The sequence below is a fragment of the Stappia sp. P2PMeth1 genome (assembly GCF_900185735.1).
Lineage (GTDB): Bacteria > Pseudomonadota > Alphaproteobacteria > Rhizobiales > Stappiaceae > Stappia.
Window position 1 is genome coordinate 215,125 of record NZ_FYAW01000021.1, and the last position, 17,214, is coordinate 232,338.

General features: G+C 68.9%; 17 protein-coding genes and 1 pseudogene. 5 read left to right on the plus strand and 13 right to left on the minus strand.

Features of this window, described 5'->3' with window-relative positions; all coding sequences use genetic code 11:
• Window positions 1-635 precede the first annotated feature (635 nt).
• Entirely contained in the window at window positions 636-2,105 is a 1,470-nt protein-coding gene (locus tag P2PM1_RS14775) for a PAS domain-containing methyl-accepting chemotaxis protein (protein ID WP_186399575.1), read from the minus strand.
• A 299-nt stretch (window positions 2,106-2,404) separates the two neighbouring features.
• Here P2PM1_RS14775 and P2PM1_RS14780 point away from each other — a divergent pair, with 299 nt between their 5' ends.
• Entirely contained in the window at window positions 2,405-3,163 is a 759-nt protein-coding gene (locus P2PM1_RS14780; RefSeq protein ID WP_186389087.1) for a DUF599 domain-containing protein, read from the plus strand.
• Between the two features lie 44 nt (window positions 3,164-3,207).
• Here P2PM1_RS14780 and P2PM1_RS25825 read toward each other — a convergent pair.
• From P2PM1_RS25825 to P2PM1_RS14800, 5 genes and pseudogenes are all read right to left on the minus strand, one after another.
• Window positions 3,208-4,287: pseudogene (locus P2PM1_RS25825) on the minus strand (adenylate/guanylate cyclase domain-containing protein); the annotation flags it as partial.
• Window positions 4,288-4,482: 195 nt separating this feature from the next.
• Window positions 4,483-5,970 carry a ribosome biogenesis GTPase Der gene (gene der, locus P2PM1_RS14785; protein WP_186399576.1) on the minus strand — a complete coding sequence of 496 codons (1,488 nt, stop codon included), beginning with the start codon at window positions 5,968-5,970 and terminating at the stop codon, window positions 4,483-4,485.
• 138 nt (window positions 5,971-6,108) lie between these two features.
• Entirely contained in the window at window positions 6,109-7,437 is a 1,329-nt protein-coding gene (locus P2PM1_RS14790; protein ID WP_186399577.1) for a PQQ-binding-like beta-propeller repeat protein, read from the minus strand.
• Window positions 7,438-7,484: 47 nt separating this feature from the next.
• Entirely contained in the window at window positions 7,485-8,156 is a 672-nt protein-coding gene (locus P2PM1_RS14795) for a tetratricopeptide repeat protein (protein ID WP_186399578.1), read from the minus strand.
• Between the two features lie 245 nt (window positions 8,157-8,401).
• Window positions 8,402-8,980 (minus strand): NnrU family protein, encoded by a 579-nt coding sequence (locus P2PM1_RS14800; protein WP_186399579.1) that lies wholly within the window; start codon window positions 8,978-8,980, stop codon window positions 8,402-8,404.
• A gap of 241 nt (window positions 8,981-9,221) precedes the next feature.
• Here P2PM1_RS14800 and P2PM1_RS14805 point away from each other — a divergent pair, with 241 nt between their 5' ends.
• The gene (locus tag P2PM1_RS14805) at window positions 9,222-9,497 is read left to right on the plus strand and encodes a PilZ domain-containing protein (RefSeq protein WP_186389092.1); all 276 of its coding nucleotides are present in this window, start codon (window positions 9,222-9,224) and stop codon (window positions 9,495-9,497) included.
• Between the two features lie 38 nt (window positions 9,498-9,535).
• Here the strand turns inward: P2PM1_RS14805 and P2PM1_RS14810 are convergent, their stop codons facing one another.
• Together P2PM1_RS14810 and P2PM1_RS14815 are read right to left on the minus strand one after the other, a co-directional pair.
• Window positions 9,536-10,408 (minus strand): EamA family transporter, encoded by an 873-nt coding sequence (locus tag P2PM1_RS14810; protein WP_186395315.1) that lies wholly within the window; start codon window positions 10,406-10,408, stop codon window positions 9,536-9,538.
• A gap of 105 nt (window positions 10,409-10,513) precedes the next feature.
• Entirely contained in the window at window positions 10,514-11,158 is a 645-nt protein-coding gene (locus tag P2PM1_RS14815; protein WP_186399580.1) for a nitroreductase family protein, read from the minus strand.
• Window positions 11,159-11,284: 126 nt separating this feature from the next.
• Here P2PM1_RS14815 and P2PM1_RS14820 point away from each other — a divergent pair, with 126 nt between their 5' ends.
• Window positions 11,285-12,178, plus strand: a complete 894-nt coding sequence (locus P2PM1_RS14820; RefSeq protein ID WP_186399581.1) for a LysR family transcriptional regulator — start codon at window positions 11,285-11,287, stop codon at window positions 12,176-12,178.
• Between the two features lie 6 nt (window positions 12,179-12,184).
• On the opposite strand, the gene P2PM1_RS14825 is transcribed toward P2PM1_RS14820, so the two are convergent.
• The 5 genes from P2PM1_RS14825 to P2PM1_RS14845 form a co-directional block, all read right to left on the minus strand.
• Entirely contained in the window at window positions 12,185-13,411 is a 1,227-nt protein-coding gene (locus P2PM1_RS14825; protein ID WP_244301530.1) for an MFS transporter, read from the minus strand.
• Window positions 13,412-13,469: 58 nt separating this feature from the next.
• Window positions 13,470-13,832 carry a helix-turn-helix transcriptional regulator gene (locus P2PM1_RS14830; RefSeq protein WP_186399583.1) on the minus strand — a complete coding sequence of 121 codons (363 nt, stop codon included), beginning with the start codon at window positions 13,830-13,832 and terminating at the stop codon, window positions 13,470-13,472.
• A 98-nt stretch (window positions 13,833-13,930) separates the two neighbouring features.
• Complete coding sequence (gene arsB / locus P2PM1_RS14835; RefSeq protein ID WP_186395343.1) at window positions 13,931-14,974, minus strand: ACR3 family arsenite efflux transporter; 1,044 nt, start codon at window positions 14,972-14,974, stop codon at window positions 13,931-13,933.
• A gap of 63 nt (window positions 14,975-15,037) precedes the next feature.
• Entirely contained in the window at window positions 15,038-15,547 is a 510-nt protein-coding gene (locus P2PM1_RS14840; RefSeq protein ID WP_186399584.1) for an arsenate reductase ArsC, read from the minus strand.
• Window positions 15,548-15,588: 41 nt separating this feature from the next.
• A complete protein-coding gene (locus P2PM1_RS14845; protein ID WP_186399585.1) occupies window positions 15,589-15,921 on the minus strand; it encodes a helix-turn-helix transcriptional regulator in 333 nt (110 codons plus the stop codon).
• 121 nt (window positions 15,922-16,042) lie between these two features.
• Here P2PM1_RS14845 and P2PM1_RS14850 point away from each other — a divergent pair, with 121 nt between their 5' ends.
• Both P2PM1_RS14850 and P2PM1_RS14855 read left to right on the plus strand, forming a co-directional pair.
• A complete protein-coding gene (locus P2PM1_RS14850; RefSeq protein ID WP_186399586.1) occupies window positions 16,043-16,393 on the plus strand; it encodes a hypothetical protein in 351 nt (116 codons plus the stop codon).
• Entirely contained in the window at window positions 16,390-17,145 is a 756-nt protein-coding gene (locus P2PM1_RS14855) for a class I SAM-dependent methyltransferase (protein ID WP_186399587.1), read from the plus strand. Before P2PM1_RS14850 ends, P2PM1_RS14855 begins: the two co-directional genes overlap by 4 nt.
• Window positions 17,146-17,214: the final 69 nt, after the last annotated feature.

The window sequence follows — 17,214 nt, forward strand, 5'->3', positions numbered from 1 at the left end:
GCGGCGGCGCGAAAGCGTCGGTGGGAAACGCGAAAGGGCGCGGATGTCTCCGCGCCCCTGGCAATTTCTGCAGTTTGATTTTCGCAGTTCATGTGGCCGTCCGGCGCCTCCGCCTTCGCGGGCGCAGCATGTCCTATTGGACGATGGCCACCGTCGCGGGCGTGACATCCCCGCCGAACACATACATCAGCGCAAGTGCGCCACCCGCCAGGAGAACGACCCAAGCCGTTACGCCCCAACAGGATTTCTGAACCTGTTCGTCCATGAAGTTCCTTGTTGTCCGAGTGTTGCGGCGCGTGTTTGCCCCCCGCGCTCACGTTCGGTCCGAGGCGGCATTTAACGATTTGGCAATAATTTCGCAAGCGCAAAAAAAGGACAAGCTGACCTGCACGTCACGCATGACAGTTTGATGAACCGCCCCAATCCTCTTGGCATTTTTGCGAGAAACCGCGCCGGAAAATTGCGACGAGCCTCTCAAAATTCGCCGAAATCCGTCTCAAATTTTGAGAAATTTCGAGACTCCCGTCTCGAAATCGCAACCCGGCGCCGCCGCCGAAAACGGGGATAAGCGCCGGCGCAGACAAACAGTCGATGAGACATGCAGCCAACGGGGACAAGTGCCGGGGCCGGCCGCCTCACGCGATCGAGCGGGAGGCCTCGCGCACCTTCACCGTCGCCTGCTCGACCCGCTCGGTCTCCTGCGACAGCGACTGCATGTTGGAGCTGATCGCCGCGACGCCCGCATGGGCCTGCTGCATGTTGCTCGAAATGTCGCGGGTGACGATCGACTGCTCCTCGATCGCCGTGGCGACGCTCGACGAAATGTCGCTGATCTCCTCGATGATCGTCATGATCGACCGGATCGAGCCTTCCGCCTGCGACGACGACCCCTGCACCAGGGCGATGCGCGCACTGATATCCTCGGTCGCCTTCGAGGTCTGCGCCGCAAGGCTCTTCACCTCGCCCGCGACGACGGCAAAGCCCCTGCCGGCCTCGCCCGCGCGCGCCGCCTCGATGGTCGCGTTGAGCGCCAGCAGGTTGGTCTGCGCCGCGATGCTGTCGATCAGTTCCAGCACCTCGCCGATCTTTCCGGCATTCGCCGCCAATTCGCTCATCACGGCGGAGGACTCGCGCGCCTCGTCCACCGCCCGGCCCGCCACCTGCATGGCCTGGTTGACCTGCCGGGTGATCTCGCTGATCGAGGCGACCAGTTCCTCCGTCGCCGAGGCAACCGCCTGGACATTGCCGGACGCCTGCAGCGAGGAGGCGGAGGCATCGACCGCCCGCCCGCTCGCCTGGGCGATGGCCGCGGCAACCGAATCCAGATCCGCGTCGATCTGCTTCTGCACAGCCTCCCGGTGCCTGCGCAGGGAGACCTGCTCCGTGCGATCGGTGGCGAACTTGACCACCTTCACCGGCTTGCCGTCCTCGTCGAGGATCGGATTGTAGGTGCCCTGGATCCACACCTCCTTGCCGCCCTTGCCGAACCGCCGGAACTCGTTCGACTGGAACCGCCCGCCCCGCAACTCGTCCCAGAACCGCCGGTACTCGGGGCTGCGCGCATGATCCTCGCCGACGAACAGGCTGTGATTGCGGCCGACGATCTCGTCGAGCCGGTAGCCCATCGTCTTGAGAAAGTTGTCGTTCGCCTCAAGGATGGTGCCATCCATGGCAAAGCTGATCACTGCCTGGGAGCGGCGGATCGCCGCGATTTCGCCGGCCGTCTCGATGGCGCGGCGCTTGGCCTCGGTGATGTCGGCGGCGACCTTGACCACCCGGACGACGCGCCCCGCCCGGCCGAGGACCGGGTTGTAGGACGCCTGCAACCAGATGTCGCGCCCCTCCTTGCCCGTGCGGCGGAACTCTCCGGACAGCGCCTGGCCGCGCGCCAGCCCCGCCCAGAACGCGCGATACTCGGCGCTCTCGCGGTCCTGCGGCCTGACGAACAGGCTGTGGTGCTTGCCGCGGATCTCGTCGAGCCGATAGCCGACGGTTTTCAGGAAATTCTCGTTGGCATCGAGGATCGTGCCATCCGGCGTGAACTCGATGATCGCCTGAGACCGGCCGATCGCCTCGATAAGCGCCTTCTTTCCGCTGCCGAACATTATGTGCCATGCTCCCTAGACTTTCCCTGAAAGCATAAGAGCGGACGATTTTAAAAATAATTAACTGGGAAAGTAACATTCCCAACCTTACGTAGAAAACGTCACGAAAACGCGGGCTGGAAATACGGTAAAACACGCAGACAGCGCACCGAACGCGCCCCATTGCGATCTTCGGCAAGCCGGGATCGGGTCCGCCCGCGCCGCCAGCAGTGGACCACGGCACCGGCGCAGTTGATCGGCGCCGCATGCGAGGTCAGACTTCACCGGCAACGCAAGGGAAAGCGCGAGGACCCCGCATCATGATCGATCTGGCCGGAACGGATCTGGCGGCGCTGGCCTGGTTCGTCGCCGCCTGGCTCGGCTTCAACGTCGTCGTCGAACTGTCGCCGCTGAAGACGCGCACGCTGTCGCACCAGATGAACCTGCACCGGCGCGGCTGGATGGAGATGATGAGCCGCCGCCCGGTGCGGATCATGGATGTCGGCATCGCCGCCGGCCTGCAGCAGGGCACCGGCTTTTTCGCCTCCACCTCGCTGCTGGCGATCGGCGGCTGCTTCGCGCTGCTGACCTCGACCGAATCGATCCTGAAGATGATGAGCGACCTCGGCCTGAAGGGCGGCGGCAGCCCGGCCGTCTGGGAGCTGAAGGTGATCGGCCTGACGCTGATCTATGCCTATGCCTTCTTCAAGTTCGGCTGGGCCTATCGCCTGTTCAACTACGCGACGATCCTGATGGGCGCGATGCCGGAGGAAAACGCGCCGCGGGAGCACCGCGACGCCTTCGCCGAGCGCGCCGCCGGGATCATGGTGCTCGCCGGCACCCACTTCAACCGCGGCCAGCGGGCCTTCTTCTTCTCGGTCGGCTATCTCGGCTGGTTCATCGACCCGCGCGTCTTCATGGCGACGACGTTCTTCGTCGTCTGCGTGCTGGTGCGCCGTCAGTTCGCCTCGCGGGCAAGGGCGCTGGCCGCCTCGCTGCACCAGCTCCCGTCGGCGCCGATCGAACCGGCCGGCGGCATGAACACCGACACCGGCGCCTCGAACCCCTTCACCCGGTAGCGGCCGAGGGCGCCGGCGTGGCAGCCCATCAGGTCGGCGATGGCCTCGGAGACGAGAATCTCCTGGTCGAGGTCGCGGGTCAGCCCGGCAAGACGCGAGGCGAGATTGACCACCGGCCCGACCACCGTGAAGTCGAGCCGCGCCTCCGCCCCGACATTGCCGAAGAACACGTCGCCCGCATGCAGGGCGATGCCGACGCGCAGCGGCGGCTTCTCGTCGCAGCAGTCGCGGTTCATCTCGGCGATCGCCGCGCTCGCCTCGCGCGCCGCCAGCAGCGCCTGGCGCGCGGCGGTGCGGGCGCTGTCGTCGCAGCCATAGGGGAAGACGGCCATCACCTCGTCGCCGATGAACTTCAGCACCTCGCCGTCATGCGCCTCGACCGCGCGGGTGACCGCGTCGAAATAGGCGTTGAGCAGCTTGATCAGCTTGTCGCCGGGAAGGGCGTTGGAGAGTTCGGTGAAGCCGCGCAGGTCGAAGAAGCCGACCACGGCGGAGATCGTCTCGCCGTCGCCGCGCGTCACCGTGCCGGCCAGCACCCGTGCGCCGGCGCGCCGGCCGACATAGGTGTCGAGCAGGGTCTGGCTCATGCGCTTCAGGGTGTAGAGCTCGCACAACAGCCCCAGCGGCCGGGCGATGGTCTCCAGCAGCGAGATCTGCGCGCCGGTGAAGCCGCCGGCGCGGCGGGTGGCGAAGGTGACGCCCTTCACCGACCCGTCGGAAAACGGCAGCGGCAGCGCGAGATAGTCGGTATAGCCGGCCTCCAGCAGCTCCGGCACGATGCCGTAGTCCGGCAGCTCGCCGCCCGCGGCAAGGCGGATGCGGACGCTGCGGCGCTCGGAGAACACCACCTTGAACGGGCTGTTGTCATAGGCCTTGAGGCTCTCGGGCGTTTCCATGTAGCGTCGCAGCTCGAGCCCCTTCTCGGGGGTCCAGGTGACGCCTTCCGTGCGCACGTTGGGATGCAGAACGGTGATGCCGGTCACCACCCGGTCGATGCGCACGCCGGCCTCGTTGAGGCGCAGCGCCAGCATCTCGATCAGCACCGAGATCTCCTCGACCCGCACCGCGTCGCCATGCAGCCATTCCATGACCTCGGCGGCGACCAGACTTGCGCTGATTGTCATGTTCTCACCCCTCCGGCCTGTCGTCGCCGGTCTCCGCAATGCCGATGGCTGTCCCCGCGCCGCACGGCACGGGCAACGGGTCGTGCGCAGGCCGTCCCCGCGCACTGGCGCTTATTTGGGTCGCCCGGACACGCAATGGAAGATGCAGCCGCAACTTCGTGATGCACCCGGCGATCCGGATGCCGCGATCCGGCGTCAGTGGATCTTGCGCTTCTTCGCCTTCGCCGCATAGGGGTTGTCGCCCTTGCGATAGCTGAGGCGGATCGGCGTGCCGGGCATGTTGAACGTCTCGCGCAAGCCGTTGACGAGGTAGCGCGTGTAGCTTTCCGGCAGCACCTCGGGGCGCGAGCAGAAGACGACGAAATGCGGCGGACGCGCCTTCACCTGGGTGACGTAGCGCAGCTTGATGCGCCGGCCGGCCACCGCCGGAGGCGGATGGTGGACGAGAACGCCGTCGAGCCAGCGGTTGAGCCGGGAGGTGGAGACGCGCCGGTTCCACATGTCATAGGCCTGGAAGGCGGCTTCCATCAGCTTGTCGAGGCCGCGCCCGTGCAGGCCCGAAAGCGTGACGATGCGCACGCCGCGGATCTGGTTGAGATAGCGCTCCGAGGCATCGGAGATGCGCTGCATCGCCTCGGCGCGGTCCTCGATCAGGTCCCACTTGTTGATGGCGATGACGAGGGAGCGGCCCTCGCGGGCGACCAGATCGATGATCTGCAGGTCCTGCTTCTCGAAGGGAATGGTCGCGTCCAGCGTGACGATGACCACCTCGGCGAACTTGATCGCCCGCAGCGCGTCGGCGACGGAGAGCTTTTCCAGCTTCTCCTGCACCCGCGCCTTGCGGCGGATGCCGGCGGTGTCGAACATCTTGACGTGCCGGTCGCGCCAGACCCAGTCGACGGAGATGGAATCGCGGGTGATGCCGGCCTCCGGGCCGGTCAGCAGCCGCTCTTCCCCCAGGAAGCGGTTGATCAGCGTCGACTTGCCGGCATTGGGACGGCCGACGACGGCCACGCGCAAGGGACGCTGGGCGCTGCCGGCGGCCGGGCCCTTGTCCTCTTCCTCCACCACCTCGCCATCCTCGTCGGTGGCAAGATCGACATCGGTCTCGGCGACCTCGGCCGGCGCCAGCGCCGCCTCGGCGGCGCGCACCTCAGCATCCGCGGCGGCGGCCTCGCGCTCCTCGACCGCGTCGACCACCGGCCGCAGCGCCTGGTAGAGATCGGCAAGGCCCTCGCCATGCTCGGCCGACATCGCCACCGGCTCGCCGAAGCCGAGGCCGAACGCCTCGTAGAGCCCGCTTTCGCCCGAGCGCCCCTCCGCCTTGTTGGCGATCAGGATCACCGGCTTGTCGGCGCGGCGCAGCAGGTTGGCGAAATGGCTGTCGCTCGGCGTGATGCCGGCGCGCGCGTCGACGACGAAGAGCACCGCGTCGGCATCGGCGATCGCCTCCTCGGTCTGGGCGCGCATGCGCCCCTCCAGGCTGGCGGCGTCGGCTTCCTCGAGGCCGGCGGTGTCGAGAATGGTGAAGCGCAGGTCGCCGAGACGGGCATCGCCCGGCCGGCGGTCGCGGGTCACGCCCGGCGTGTCGTCGACCAGCGCCAGCCGCTTGCCGACGAGGCGGTTGAAGAGGGTGGACTTGCCGACGTTCGGGCGTCCGATGATGGCGATCTTGGCAGGCACGTCCTGTAACCCCGGAAATGGCGAAGGCCCCGGCGGAATACACCCGCCGAGGGCCCGGATCAAATGAAGCATCCCGCGCCGGCACGGCGCGGGATGCGGGAAACGCGGGAGCGGGCCGGCGGGAGCGCCGGCGCCCCGTCAGTTGAACGCGACGACGTCGCCCTTGGCGGTGATCGTCACCAGCCGGTCGCCGGCGACGATCGGCGTCACATAGATGTTTTCCGAGGTCGACGAGGTGCCGAGGATCCGGCCGGAGGCCGCGTCCACCCGCGCCATGCGGCCGTCGCTCGACACCGCAACCAGCACGCCATTGGCGAGCACCGGTCCGGCCCAGTTGATACGGCTCTTCTTCTTGCCCTCGACATTGGGCAGCACGGTGCGCCACAGCGGCTTGCCGGTGGAGCGCTCCAACGCGACGATGCGGTCCTCGATGTCGATCAGGAAGACGCTGCCGCCGGAGACGATCGGCGTGTGCAGCGAGCCGACATCCTGCTCCCACACCCGCTCGCCGGTGCGCAGACGCGAGGCGACCAGACGGCCGGAAACGCCGGAGGAGAACACCATGTCGCCATTGACCACCGGGCTTGCCGCGACATCCGAGAAGCCGGAGACGGCGCGGGTGCGGTAGGAGCGGGTGACGCCCTCGACCCATTTCGGCTCGCCGTTCTTCATGTCGAGCGCCATCACCTCGCCGGAGGTGAAGGGCACGATGACGGTGCCGCCGGAAATCGCCGGATTGGCGAAGGCGAGCAACCCGCTGTTCTCGGCGATGCCGGTATAGGTCCAGCGCTCGGCGCCGTCATCCTGCGCGGCCGCATGGACCTCGCCGGTCTGGGTGACGGCGACGACGAGGCCGCCGGCCGCGGCCGGCGCCTGACGGGCCGGCGCGTTGATGTCCTTGGTCCACAGCACCGCGCCGGAGCCGGCATCGAGCGCCACGAGCTGGCTGTAGCCGGTGGCGACGAAGACGCGGCCGCCCTCGGCGGCGACGCCGCCGCCAGAGGCCACGCCGCTCTCGCCCTCGGGCCGCAGCGAACGGCTCCACAGGCGGCCGCCATTGGTCGACAGCGCCGTGACCTCGCCATTCTGGTTGTAGACGAAGATCCGGCCATTGGCGGAAACGGGGCGCGCGGCAATGCGCACATTGCCGGAGAACATGCCGCCGCCGGAGCTGCCGATCGAGGCACGCCAGGCGCGCCCGCCGGTGACATTGGCCGCGACATTGCCGGGATTGTTGCCGGCATCACCGCCGCCCTGGCGCCACTCGACGCCGCTCGCCGCGCCGATGCTGGCGGCGCGGCCGCCGCTTTCGGTGCCCGGAAGCGTGGTGTCGAACAGCGCCTGGCGCTCGCCCGGCAGCACCGTGTCCTTCGAGAACGGGTTGAGGTCGGCGACCGTCTCGCAGCCGGCCAGCGCCAGCGCCGCCAGCGACAGGGTCGCCGCGCGCAGGACGGTGGTAAACGTCATCCGGGACCTCCGGAAAGATGTGGGGCGAAGGCTCGGGCAGACGGTCATCACGACCCCTCCCCGGCCGGCTTGCCTTCGGCGGCGTCGATCAGGTCGCGCAGGGTACGAGCCCGCGAGGCGACGTCGCCCGGCACGCCTTCCTGCTCGACGATGCCGCCGATCCAGCGGCGCGCGGCGGCCGTGTCGCCCTGCTTCCAGGCCGACAGCGCCAGCGCCTCGCGCGCAAGGAAGCGCCAGCCGTTGTCGTCGCCGGCAAGGGCTTCGAGCCGGCTGGTGGCGCCGGCGTGATCTTCAAGGTCGAGGGCGAGATAGCCGGCGCGCAGCCGGGCGATGTCGCGCAGCAGCCGCTCCGAACGCCCGTCGTCGGCGATCTGGTCGAAGGCGGCGATGGCGCCAGTGGTGTCGCCCGCCTGCGCCTTCAGCGCCGCCGCGCGCATGGCGGCCAGTTGCGGATAGCCGCCGGGACCGCGGGCAAGCTCCGCCAGCCGCGCCTCGGCCTCGGCGAAACTGCCCTGGTCGGCCAGCCGCGCCGCCGAGACATAGACGTCGCCCGCCTCGCGCCCCGCGGTCTGCTGCCAGTAGACCCAGCCGCGCCAGGCGGCCGTGCCGGCGACGATGAGGACGGCAATGGCGATCAGGTAGGTGCCGAAACGGTTCCACAGGCGCTTGTAGCGCTCGTGCCTAATCTCCTCGTCGACCTCGCGAAAAATGTCGGACATACGCTGCGAATTCCCGATACTTGAGCAATACGCCGCCCGGTCTGCCGGCGCGGCGCGGCGCCACCATATCCATTTGCCCTTCTGCTGGCAAACGACACGGGTTGCGCGGCAGGAGCCCGGAACGACGGCCGGAGACGGCTCTGCGTCCCTCCCCTTGCGCGTCTTCATGGCGCAAGTGAGGCAGGCGGCGGGTCCGCCCCGGCGCGCGCCCGCCGCGCCCCCTGGCTGCCGGACGGCGGCTGTCCTTAGAAGATGGGCACGCCGATCAGCCATTCATGCAGGAACAGCACGAAGGCGATGTAGAGGCCGAGGCCGACCGCGATGGCGACGATGTCGCTGGCCAGCGACGGTACGCCGGCCGTCGCTCCGCCCAGCGTCGCCGGGCGCCGCTTCAGCGAGATCCGGTCGACCACCGCCCAGACGAGGAACGAGCCGAACAGCAGGACCGAGGCGGCATCGCCATTGGCCAGCAGATGCGAGACGGCCCAGATCTTCACCGCCAGCACCATCGGGTGCTTGACCACCATCTTGATCCGCCCGATCGGTCCGCCGGAGGCGACCAGCAGCACGAAGACCGGCAGCATCAGCAGCGTGGTGAGGTGGCGCAGCCAGACCGGCGGATAATAGAGGATCGCCGGGCCTTCCGCCCGCGCCGCGCCATAGCCGTAGACCAGCAGCACGAAGCCGACGATGGAGCCGATGCTGAACAGGATCCGGTAGGGGCCCGCTCCGAACCGGGCGCGCAGGCGCTCCCGCAGGCCGGTCATCATCGGCAGCAGGTGGACGCCGAAGAACACGACGAGTCCCAGAACGAGCAGGGTCATGGCGTTGGAATCTCCCTCTTTCCGGCGCAGGGTTGACCGCCCGCGCGGCGTGGTCAAGCGGCACAGGGCCAAGCCGCCGGGAGGCGACGCGACTGTTGCAGGAATGCGACGGTCGCCCGGCGACGGGCCGCCGGCCCACCCGATCCGCAAAAAACCCGATTGCGGACCAATTCAAGCCGCAACCGGCTTGGAGAATCACTGCAGGTGGGCTCATAGTTCGCGCGCCTGGAGGTGGGATGAGATGCCGATTCGCGACAGGCGGAGCAGTCCGCGCCACCGCACCCTGAAAAGCGGCCGGATCGTCCTGGACGACGGGGCGAAGGTGCATGAATGCCGCGTCCGCAACCTGTCGGACGATGGCGCCCTGCTGAAACTGCCTAGCACCGCCGAGATTCCCGACCGGTTCGAACTGCGCATCGTCAACGAGGAGATCGCCGTCGCCGCCCTGGTGCGCTGGCGCACGGCGACCGAGATCGGCGTGCAGTTCCTGCGCGAGGACGACGAGACGGCGGACTGACTCCCCCGTCTTCTTTCCGTCTTCTTTCCGTCTTCCCGTCAGGCCGGGGCAGGCCCGCGTGCCGGCGCCCGCCGCACCGCCCTCTGCGCCGCCCAGACCCCTGCAAGAACGAGACACACCCCGGCGATCTGCGACGGCGCCAGTGCCTGGCCGAGCAGCCCCCAGCCGAGCAGCACGGCGGTGGTCGGGCTGAGGAAGCCGAGCGAGGCGACCGCCGAGGGCTCCAGCCGCGAAATGCCGCGAAACCACAGCACATAGGTCAGCGCGCTGGACAGGCTCATGTAGAGAAAGCCGGTCATGTTGCGCGCGCTCGGCGCCGGCGGCAGCGGCTCCAGCAGCAGCGCCATCACCACCAGCAGCAGGCCGCCGGCGGTGAGCTGCCACGCCGCGAAGACCAGCGGCGAGACCGGCGGCTGCCAGCGGCGGGTCAGCACCGTGCCGAAGGCCATCGACACCGCTCCGCCGAGCGCCGCCGCAAGGCCGATGGCATCGAGCGCCGCCTCGTTGCGCAGCACCAGCAGCGCAACGCCGGCGAGCCCGGCAAGCGCCGCCGCCACCGCCAGCGGCCGGATCGCCGTGCCGAGCAGCATCGCCGCGACGAAGATGACGATCAGCGGCTGCACCGCGCCCACGGTGGCGGCGATGCCGCCGGGCAGCCGGTAGGCGGCGATGAACAGCAGCACCATGAAGATGGCGAAGTTCAGCGCGCCGAGCACAAAGGCGCGCCAGATCCACTGCCCGCGCGGCATCTGGCGCACGATCAGCAGCAGCAACAGACCGGCCGGCAGCACGCGGGCGGCGGAGACGAAGACCGGATGACCGGGCGGCAGCAGCTCGGTGGTGACGATATAGGTGCTGCCCCAGACGATCGGGGCAAGCGCGGTCAGCAGCAGGTCGGAAGCGCGGAACATGGCGGCCTCGTTTGAGGAAGGCGGGAACGGGCCGGGCGACAGGCGCGCCGCCCGGCGATCTTGGCGGGAGCGGCAGGGGCAGACAAGCCCCCTCGCCCGGCACGGTCAGGCGTGCGAGAGCACCTCGGGGAGCGGGCGGCGCGGCTTCTGCGGCCAGTTGCCGGGCGCGGCCGGGCCGACGGCCAGCAGCATCACCGGCACCTCGCCGTCCGCCAGGCCGAACCCGGCCGTGACCTTGGCCGGCTCGAAGCCGACCATCGGTCCGCTGGCAAGCCCCCTGGCGGCCGCCGCCAGCATCAGGAAGGAGGCGGCAAGGGTCGCCGAACGCACGGCCTCGTCGCGCGCGGCGACCGGGTCCGCACCATAGGTGCCGGCCACCGCATCGACCCAGCCGGCGGCCATGTCGGCGGGCATGAACCCGGCCTCGACGGAAGGGCGCAGCCGGTCGCCGAGGCTTGCCGCGTCCGGATGGCTGCCGACGACGATGAAGGTGACGGCGGCCTCCGACACCTTGGCCTGATCATAGGAGGCCGCGCGCAGCCGCGCCTTTGCTTCCGGCGAGGCGACGGCGATGAAGCGCCAGTTCTGCAGGTTGTAGGCGCTCGGCGCGCGGGTGGCGAGCCGGATCAGATCCTCGATCTGCGGGCGGGCGAGACGGGCGTCGGGGTCGAACAGATTGGCCGAGACGCGACCTTCCAGAAGGGTGTCGATGTCGGTGGCGGTAGCAGTGGCGATAGCGGTGGCGCTCATGACGAGGATCTCTCCGTGAGTGGGCCGGGAGCCGGTGCTCCCGTCGGTGCCCAAGAGATATTCCCGTTCCCGTTTCGCGATAATCCGGCTATTTATCCGATCACTCGCAACCAAAAGTGAACAATTATGGACCAACTTACCGCGCTTCGCGTCTTCCGCCGGGTGGTCGACGAGGGCTCCTTCGCCGGTGCCGCGCGTAGCCTCTCGCTGTCGCCGGCGGCGATCAGCAAGAATATCGGCGAACTGGAGGCGCATCTCGGCGTGCGCCTGCTCAACCGCACGACGCGGCGCATGAGCCTGACCGAGCCGGGCCGGCTCTACCATGAGCAGGTGGCGCGCATCCTCGACGACCTGACCGAGGCGGACGGCTCGATGCAGCCGCTGCGCCACCGGCCGAGCGGGCTGTTGCGGGTGGCGGCGCCGATCTCGCTCACGGTCACCCGCCTGTCGCGTACGATCACCGCCTTCATGCAGGCCTATCCCGACGTGGAGATCGACCTGCATCTGGACGACCGGCGGGTCGATCTCGTCAAGGACGGCTTCGACGTCGCCATCCGCGGCACGGCGAAGCTGGAGGACACCAGCCTGGTCGCCCGCCGGCTGATGGCGATGCGCCATGTGATCTGCGGCGCGCCAAGCTATTTCGACGGGGCCGGCCGGCCACACCGTCCGGAAGAGCTGGCAAGCCACCGGATCGTGCAGTTCTCGCTGTCGGGCAATGCCAGCGAATGGGCGCTGGAACGGCAGGGCGAACGGGTGACGCTGCCGGTCGCAAGCCGCTACCGGGCGTCGACCAGCCTTGCGGTGCGCGAGGCACTGCTGGACGGCTACGGCCTGTCGCTGATCCCGGCGTCTTATGTGCGCGAGGACATCGCCGCCGGACGGCTGGAGACCGTGCTGGACGGCTGGGCGCCGGCGGACACGCAGGTCTATGCGGTCTATCCCTCGCGCCGCTACCTGCTGCCGAAGGTGCGCGCGCTGATCGACTTTCTCGCCGAGGATCTGCGGAGCGACGCGTGAGGCGCTTCAGCGCGGGGCCTTGAGCGCGGCGAACCAGAAGCCGAGGCAGAGGACCAGCGCACCGACGAAGACCGCGACGAGCACCGCGCCATAACCGCCCGACGCCTGCCACAGCAGCGCGGCAGCCAGCGGGGCGCCCGCCCGCATCAGGTTCATCGGCCCGATCAGCGAGCCGTTGACCGCACCATAGGCCTCGCGGCTGACCATCTCCGGCACGGCGAGACCGCGCACGATGGTGATCATGCCGTTGGCCGCGCCATAGAGGGCGGCGATGGCGCCGATCACCAGCACCGAGGGCGGGGCGAAGGCAAGCGCGGCGATGGCGAGCGGAAAGACGGCGACCACGGCCGAGCCGATCAGCCGCACCGGCGCGCCCGGCGCCAGCACGCGGATGGCGATGCGCCCGGCGACCTGGGCCGGGCCGATCACCGTCATCACCATGACCACCCCGGCCGCATCCAGCCCCCGCTCCAGCAGCAGCGGATAGAGATGATAGATCAGCGCGGACACCGCCGCCGAATAGGAGACCCAGGCCAGCATCAGCCCCCAATAGGACGGCCGGCGCATCGCCGCCGCCACCGCCCGGCGGCCCGACAGCGGCGCGCTGCCGTCCTCATGCACGGGTGCCGGCGCATCGCGCGCCGGGTTGATCGCCGCGAAATACAGCGCAGCGCACAGGAGGCCGTTGACGGCGGCCATCACCATCAGCGCCCCGCGCCAGCCCTGCGTCTCGATCAGGAGCTGGATGATCGGGATGAAGACGGTGCTGGCGAAGCCGCCCCACAGGGTCAGCGCGGTGATGCCCCCGCGCGCCCGCAACGGGCCGACGCGGCGGGCGATAACGGCGAAGGCCGGCTCGTAGAGCGTCGCCGCCTGCAGCATGCCGAGCCCGGCGAGCACCACATAGAAGGCGGCGATCTCCTCCACCTGCGACCAGGCGAGCAGCAGCAGGCCGGCGAGCACCGAGGCGCCCGCCATGATGTAGCGCCCGTGCCCGCGGTCGATCGCCGCCCCGACCGGATAGGCGGCAAGGCTGGCGAGCACCACGCCGAGCGTCGCCGCGCCATAGAGCACCGGCTTCGACCAGCCGAGATCGGCGCGCATCGCCTCGGCGATCAGCGGAAAGCCGTAGAACAGCGTGCCCCAGGAACAGATCTGGGCGATGCCGAGCGCGGTGATGAACCAGCCGGTTGCGGCCGGCGGCGCGTCACCGCCAAGGAGGCGCTGCGACATGTCTTCTGTCATCCTCGTGAAAGCGCGCCGGACAATGGCCGGACGATGGGAGGCAGGGTCAGGTGGCGGGGTCGGACACAGATGCGCCCCGGCAGGAGGGAGGCGCATCGGCAAGATCGGAAGGGCGGGTGCCATCGGCGCAGCACTCGTCGGCGAGATAGCCGAGCAGTGCCCGCATGGCGGGGTAATGAGCGCGGCAGATCAGCGTCGTCGCCTGACGCTCGCGCGTGACGAGGCCGGCATCGACAAGCTGCTTGCAGTGATGGGACAGGGTCGAGGCAGGAATGTCCAGCCGCTGCTGGATGCGACCGACGGCAAGCCCTTCGGCGCCGGCCCGCACCAGCATGCGATAGATCCGCAGCCGGAGCGGATTGCCCAGCGCCAGCAATTGGGCCGCCACCTGCTCCAGCCGCTCCGTCATCAGCCGTAAGCCTTGTTCGAGAAAACTCGAACAAGGCTTACGGCAGTCAGGCAGGCCCTGCAAGGGCTTTCGTCGGCAGGCGCCGGGAGACGCAGGCGTCAGTTCACGCTGCCCGCTCCGGCGCCCCGCTCGTACCAGCCGCGCGAACGGTTGACGATCCAAACCACCGACAGCATCACCGGCACCTCGACCAGCACGCCAACGACGGTGGCGAGCGCCGCACCGGAATTCAGCCCGAACAGCGCGATGGCCGCGGCGACGGCGAGCTCGAAGAAATTCGAAGCGCCGATCAGGGCAGACGGGCCGGCGACGCAGTGCCGCTCGCCGGTCATCCGGTTGAGCAGATAGGCAAGGCCGGAATTGAAATAGACCTGGATGAGGATCGGCACGGCGATCAGCGCGATGATCAGCGGCTGGGCGATGATATGCTCGCCCTGAAAGCCGAACAGCAGCACCAAGGTGGCGAGCAGCGACACCAGCGAGATCGGCTGCATGACGCGCACCAGCCGGTCGAGCGCCGACTGCCCGCCCATCCGGAGCAGATGCCGCCGCACCGCCTGCGCGACGATCACCGGCAGGACGATGTAGAGCAGCACCGAGATCAGCAACGTGTCCCAGGGCACCGTGATCGCGGACAGGCCCAGCAGCAGGCCAACGATCGGCGCGAAGGCGACGATCATGATCACGTCGTTGAGCGCCACCTGCGACAGGGTGAAGTTGGGCTCGCCGCGCGTCAGGTTGGACCAGACGAAGACCATCGCCGTGCAGGGCGCCGCCGCCAGGATGATCAGGCCGGCGATATAGGAGTCGATCTGGCTTTCCGGCAGCCAGGGCCGGAACAGGTAGCCGATGAACAGCCAGCCGAGCAGCGCCATCGAGAAGGGCTTCACCGCCCAGTTGATGAACAGCGTCACGCCGATCCCGCGCCAGAAGGTGCCGACCCGGGCAAGCGAGGCGAAGTCGACCCGCAGCAGCATCGGCACGATCATCAGCCAGATCAGCACCGCCACCGGCAGATTGACCTGTGCCACCTCGGCAGCAGCGATGACCCTGAACAGCCCCGGCAGCAGGTGCCCGAGCCCGATCCCGGCGACGATGCACAGCGCCACCCAGACCGTCAGATATTTCTCAAAGAAGCTGATGGGCGGCGCGGCAGGCGCGCCAGCCCCGATGGCATGATCCGTCATGGTGATGTCCTGAAATGTTCAACCCGCCCGGGGCAGGTCGCGGCCGATATCCGTGAGCCGCGACTGCAACGTCATGCGGTCGAGCGAGGCGAGCGGCAGGGAGGTGAAGATCGAGATGCGGTTGGCGAGCATGCGGTAGGTGTCGGCGAAGGCGAGCGCGATCTCGCTCGGCAAGCCCTCGACCGCCGCCGGGTCCGGCACGCCCCAATGGGCGGTCAGCGGCTGGCCGGGCCACACCGGGCAGGCCTCGCCGGCGGCGTTGTCGCAGACGGTGAAGACGAAATCCATCACCGGCGCGTCGGGCTGCGCGAACTCCTCCCAATTCTTGGAACGGGCAAAGCCGGTGCCGTGATTGAGCTTTTCGAGCAGGGCCAGCGCCTGCGGATGCACCTCACCCTTGGGCTGCGAGCCGGCGGAAAAGGCCTTGAACCGCCCCATTCCCTCGCGATTGAGGATCGCCTCGGCGAGGATCGACCGGGCGGAATTGCCGGTGCACAGGAACAGCACATTGAAGACGCGGTCGCTCATTTGTCCCTCCTTGGTCCGCCCGTTCTCCGTCCGGCGGACGATCAGCAATTGCAGGTCACCGCCTCGATCACCGGGCGGCAGAGTTCGGGCGCGCCGTTGCAGCAGTCCTCCATCAGGAAGGCCAGCAGGTCGCGGAAGCCGGTCATGTCGGCGATGTAGCGCACGCTGCGCCCGTCGCGCTCGGCCCGCACCAGGCCGGCCTGGGCCAGCGTCTTGAGATGGGCCGAGACGGTGTTCTGCACCGCGCCGAGACGGGTCGCGACCTCGCCGGCGGCGACGCCTTGCGGCCCGGCCACCACCAGCAGGCGGAAGATGTCCAGCCGGGTCTCCTGCCCGAGGGCGGCCAGCGCGGCGAGCGCGGACAACTTATCCATTTATCTCTCCTTCTGGATATATGGATACATTATCCCGCCCGCCCCCGCAAGCGGCTTGACGCGCGCCTCCGCATTCGCCAATGATGAAACGTTATCACATAACAAATCAGGATCCCGCCGCATGCGCCTCTTCGTCAATCCGTTCGCCCCGAAGGGCCGGCACCCCGCCAACGCAGCAGCCGCCGCAAACAGCGCGGAGGCGGAGGCGGAACGGCACGCCCTGCGCGAGCGGGTCAAGCAGGCGGTGCGTCAGGTGCTGGCACCCGGCGCGGAGGCGGTGATCTCGGTCAGCGAGCTTGCCTGCGGCGAGGACGGCTGCCCGGACGTGGAGACGGTGATCGGCATTCACGAGGCGGGAGTGCCTGCGCGCCGGCTGCGCCTGCACATGCCGCTGGCCGAGGTCGGCCTTGCGGATATCGCGGCGGCGGCCGACGATACCTGCTGCACCGCCCCGCAGGAGCCGACCGCATGAGCACCAATCCCGTCGACCTGATGACCGAGCGCCTGCTGGACGAGGCCGGCATCGCGCCCGGCTGGACGGTGGTCGATATCGGTTGCGGTCCCGGCGCGGTGACGCGGATGATCGCCCGCCGCGTCGGGCCGCAAGGCCGGGTGCTGGCGGTCGACCACGATCCCGCCATGCTGGAGATGACCCGGCGGATGGCGGCGGACGAGGGCCTTGCCAATGTAAGCGTGATCGAGGGCGGCTTCGACGCGGAGCTTCCCGGTCACGGCACGCTGGACGCCGTCGTCGGCCGCAGGGTGCTGATGTACCAGGCGGACCCGGTCGCGGCAGTCGAAGCGCTTGCCCACGCGCTCAGGCCCGGCGGGATCGTCGCCTTTCACGAGCACGACGCCTCGAAGCTGGTGCCCGGCCGCCATCCCCTGCCCCTGCATGACGAGGTGCGCGACTGGCTGGCGCAGATGCTGCAGCGGGAGGGCGCGCGGCTCGACATGGGGCTGACGCTGCACGAGGTGATGAGTGCGGCGGGGCTGACCGTCGAGAGCCTGCGGGCGGAGGCGAACCTCTTGACGCCGGACAGCAGCTATCCCGTCGGCATGATCGTGCGCGCGGTGATGCCCCGGCTGGAGGGCTTCGGCATCACCGACATGGCCAGCGCCGATCCGGACACGCTGGACGCGCGGCTGCAACAGGAGCGGCAGGCGAGCGGCGCCACCTGCCTGTGGGAACTCGTTTTCCGCGCTGTCGCCCGGAAGCCGTAGGGCGCCGCCATCCCGTCCGGTTGACCGGCAGGGTCGTTCGATATAATGAACGATTGTCCGGAACGATGG

What these genes read in the sequence shown, in the direction of transcription:
- P2PM1_RS14775 (WP_186399575.1), bottom strand. Translation starts at nt 2,105, where the DNA reads ATGTTCGGCAGCGGAAAGAAGGCGCTTATCGAGGCGATCGGCCGGTCT.
- P2PM1_RS14780 (WP_186389087.1), top strand. Translation starts at nt 2,405, where the DNA reads ATGATCGATCTGGCCGGAACGGATCTGGCGGCGCTGGCCTGGTTCGTC.
- P2PM1_RS14790 (WP_186399577.1), bottom strand. Translation starts at nt 7,437, where the DNA reads ATGACGTTTACCACCGTCCTGCGCGCGGCGACCCTGTCGCTGGCGGCG.
- P2PM1_RS14795 (WP_186399578.1), bottom strand. Translation starts at nt 8,156, where the DNA reads ATGTCCGACATTTTTCGCGAGGTCGACGAGGAGATTAGGCACGAGCGC.
- P2PM1_RS14800 (WP_186399579.1), bottom strand. Translation starts at nt 8,980, where the DNA reads ATGACCCTGCTCGTTCTGGGACTCGTCGTGTTCTTCGGCGTCCACCTG.
- P2PM1_RS14805 (WP_186389092.1), top strand. Translation starts at nt 9,222, where the DNA reads ATGCCGATTCGCGACAGGCGGAGCAGTCCGCGCCACCGCACCCTGAAA.
- P2PM1_RS14810 (WP_186395315.1), bottom strand. Translation starts at nt 10,408, where the DNA reads ATGTTCCGCGCTTCCGACCTGCTGCTGACCGCGCTTGCCCCGATCGTC.
- P2PM1_RS14815 (WP_186399580.1), bottom strand. Translation starts at nt 11,158, where the DNA reads ATGAGCGCCACCGCTATCGCCACTGCTACCGCCACCGACATCGACACC.
- P2PM1_RS14820 (WP_186399581.1), top strand. Translation starts at nt 11,285, where the DNA reads ATGGACCAACTTACCGCGCTTCGCGTCTTCCGCCGGGTGGTCGACGAG.
- P2PM1_RS14825 (WP_244301530.1), bottom strand. Translation starts at nt 13,411, where the DNA reads ATGTCGCAGCGCCTCCTTGGCGGTGACGCGCCGCCGGCCGCAACCGGC.
- P2PM1_RS14830 (WP_186399583.1), bottom strand. Translation starts at nt 13,832, where the DNA reads ATGACGGAGCGGCTGGAGCAGGTGGCGGCCCAATTGCTGGCGCTGGGC.
- P2PM1_RS14840 (WP_186399584.1), bottom strand. Translation starts at nt 15,547, where the DNA reads ATGAGCGACCGCGTCTTCAATGTGCTGTTCCTGTGCACCGGCAATTCC.
- P2PM1_RS14845 (WP_186399585.1), bottom strand. Translation starts at nt 15,921, where the DNA reads ATGGATAAGTTGTCCGCGCTCGCCGCGCTGGCCGCCCTCGGGCAGGAG.
- P2PM1_RS14850 (WP_186399586.1), top strand. Translation starts at nt 16,043, where the DNA reads ATGCGCCTCTTCGTCAATCCGTTCGCCCCGAAGGGCCGGCACCCCGCC.
- P2PM1_RS14855 (WP_186399587.1), top strand. Translation starts at nt 16,390, where the DNA reads ATGAGCACCAATCCCGTCGACCTGATGACCGAGCGCCTGCTGGACGAG.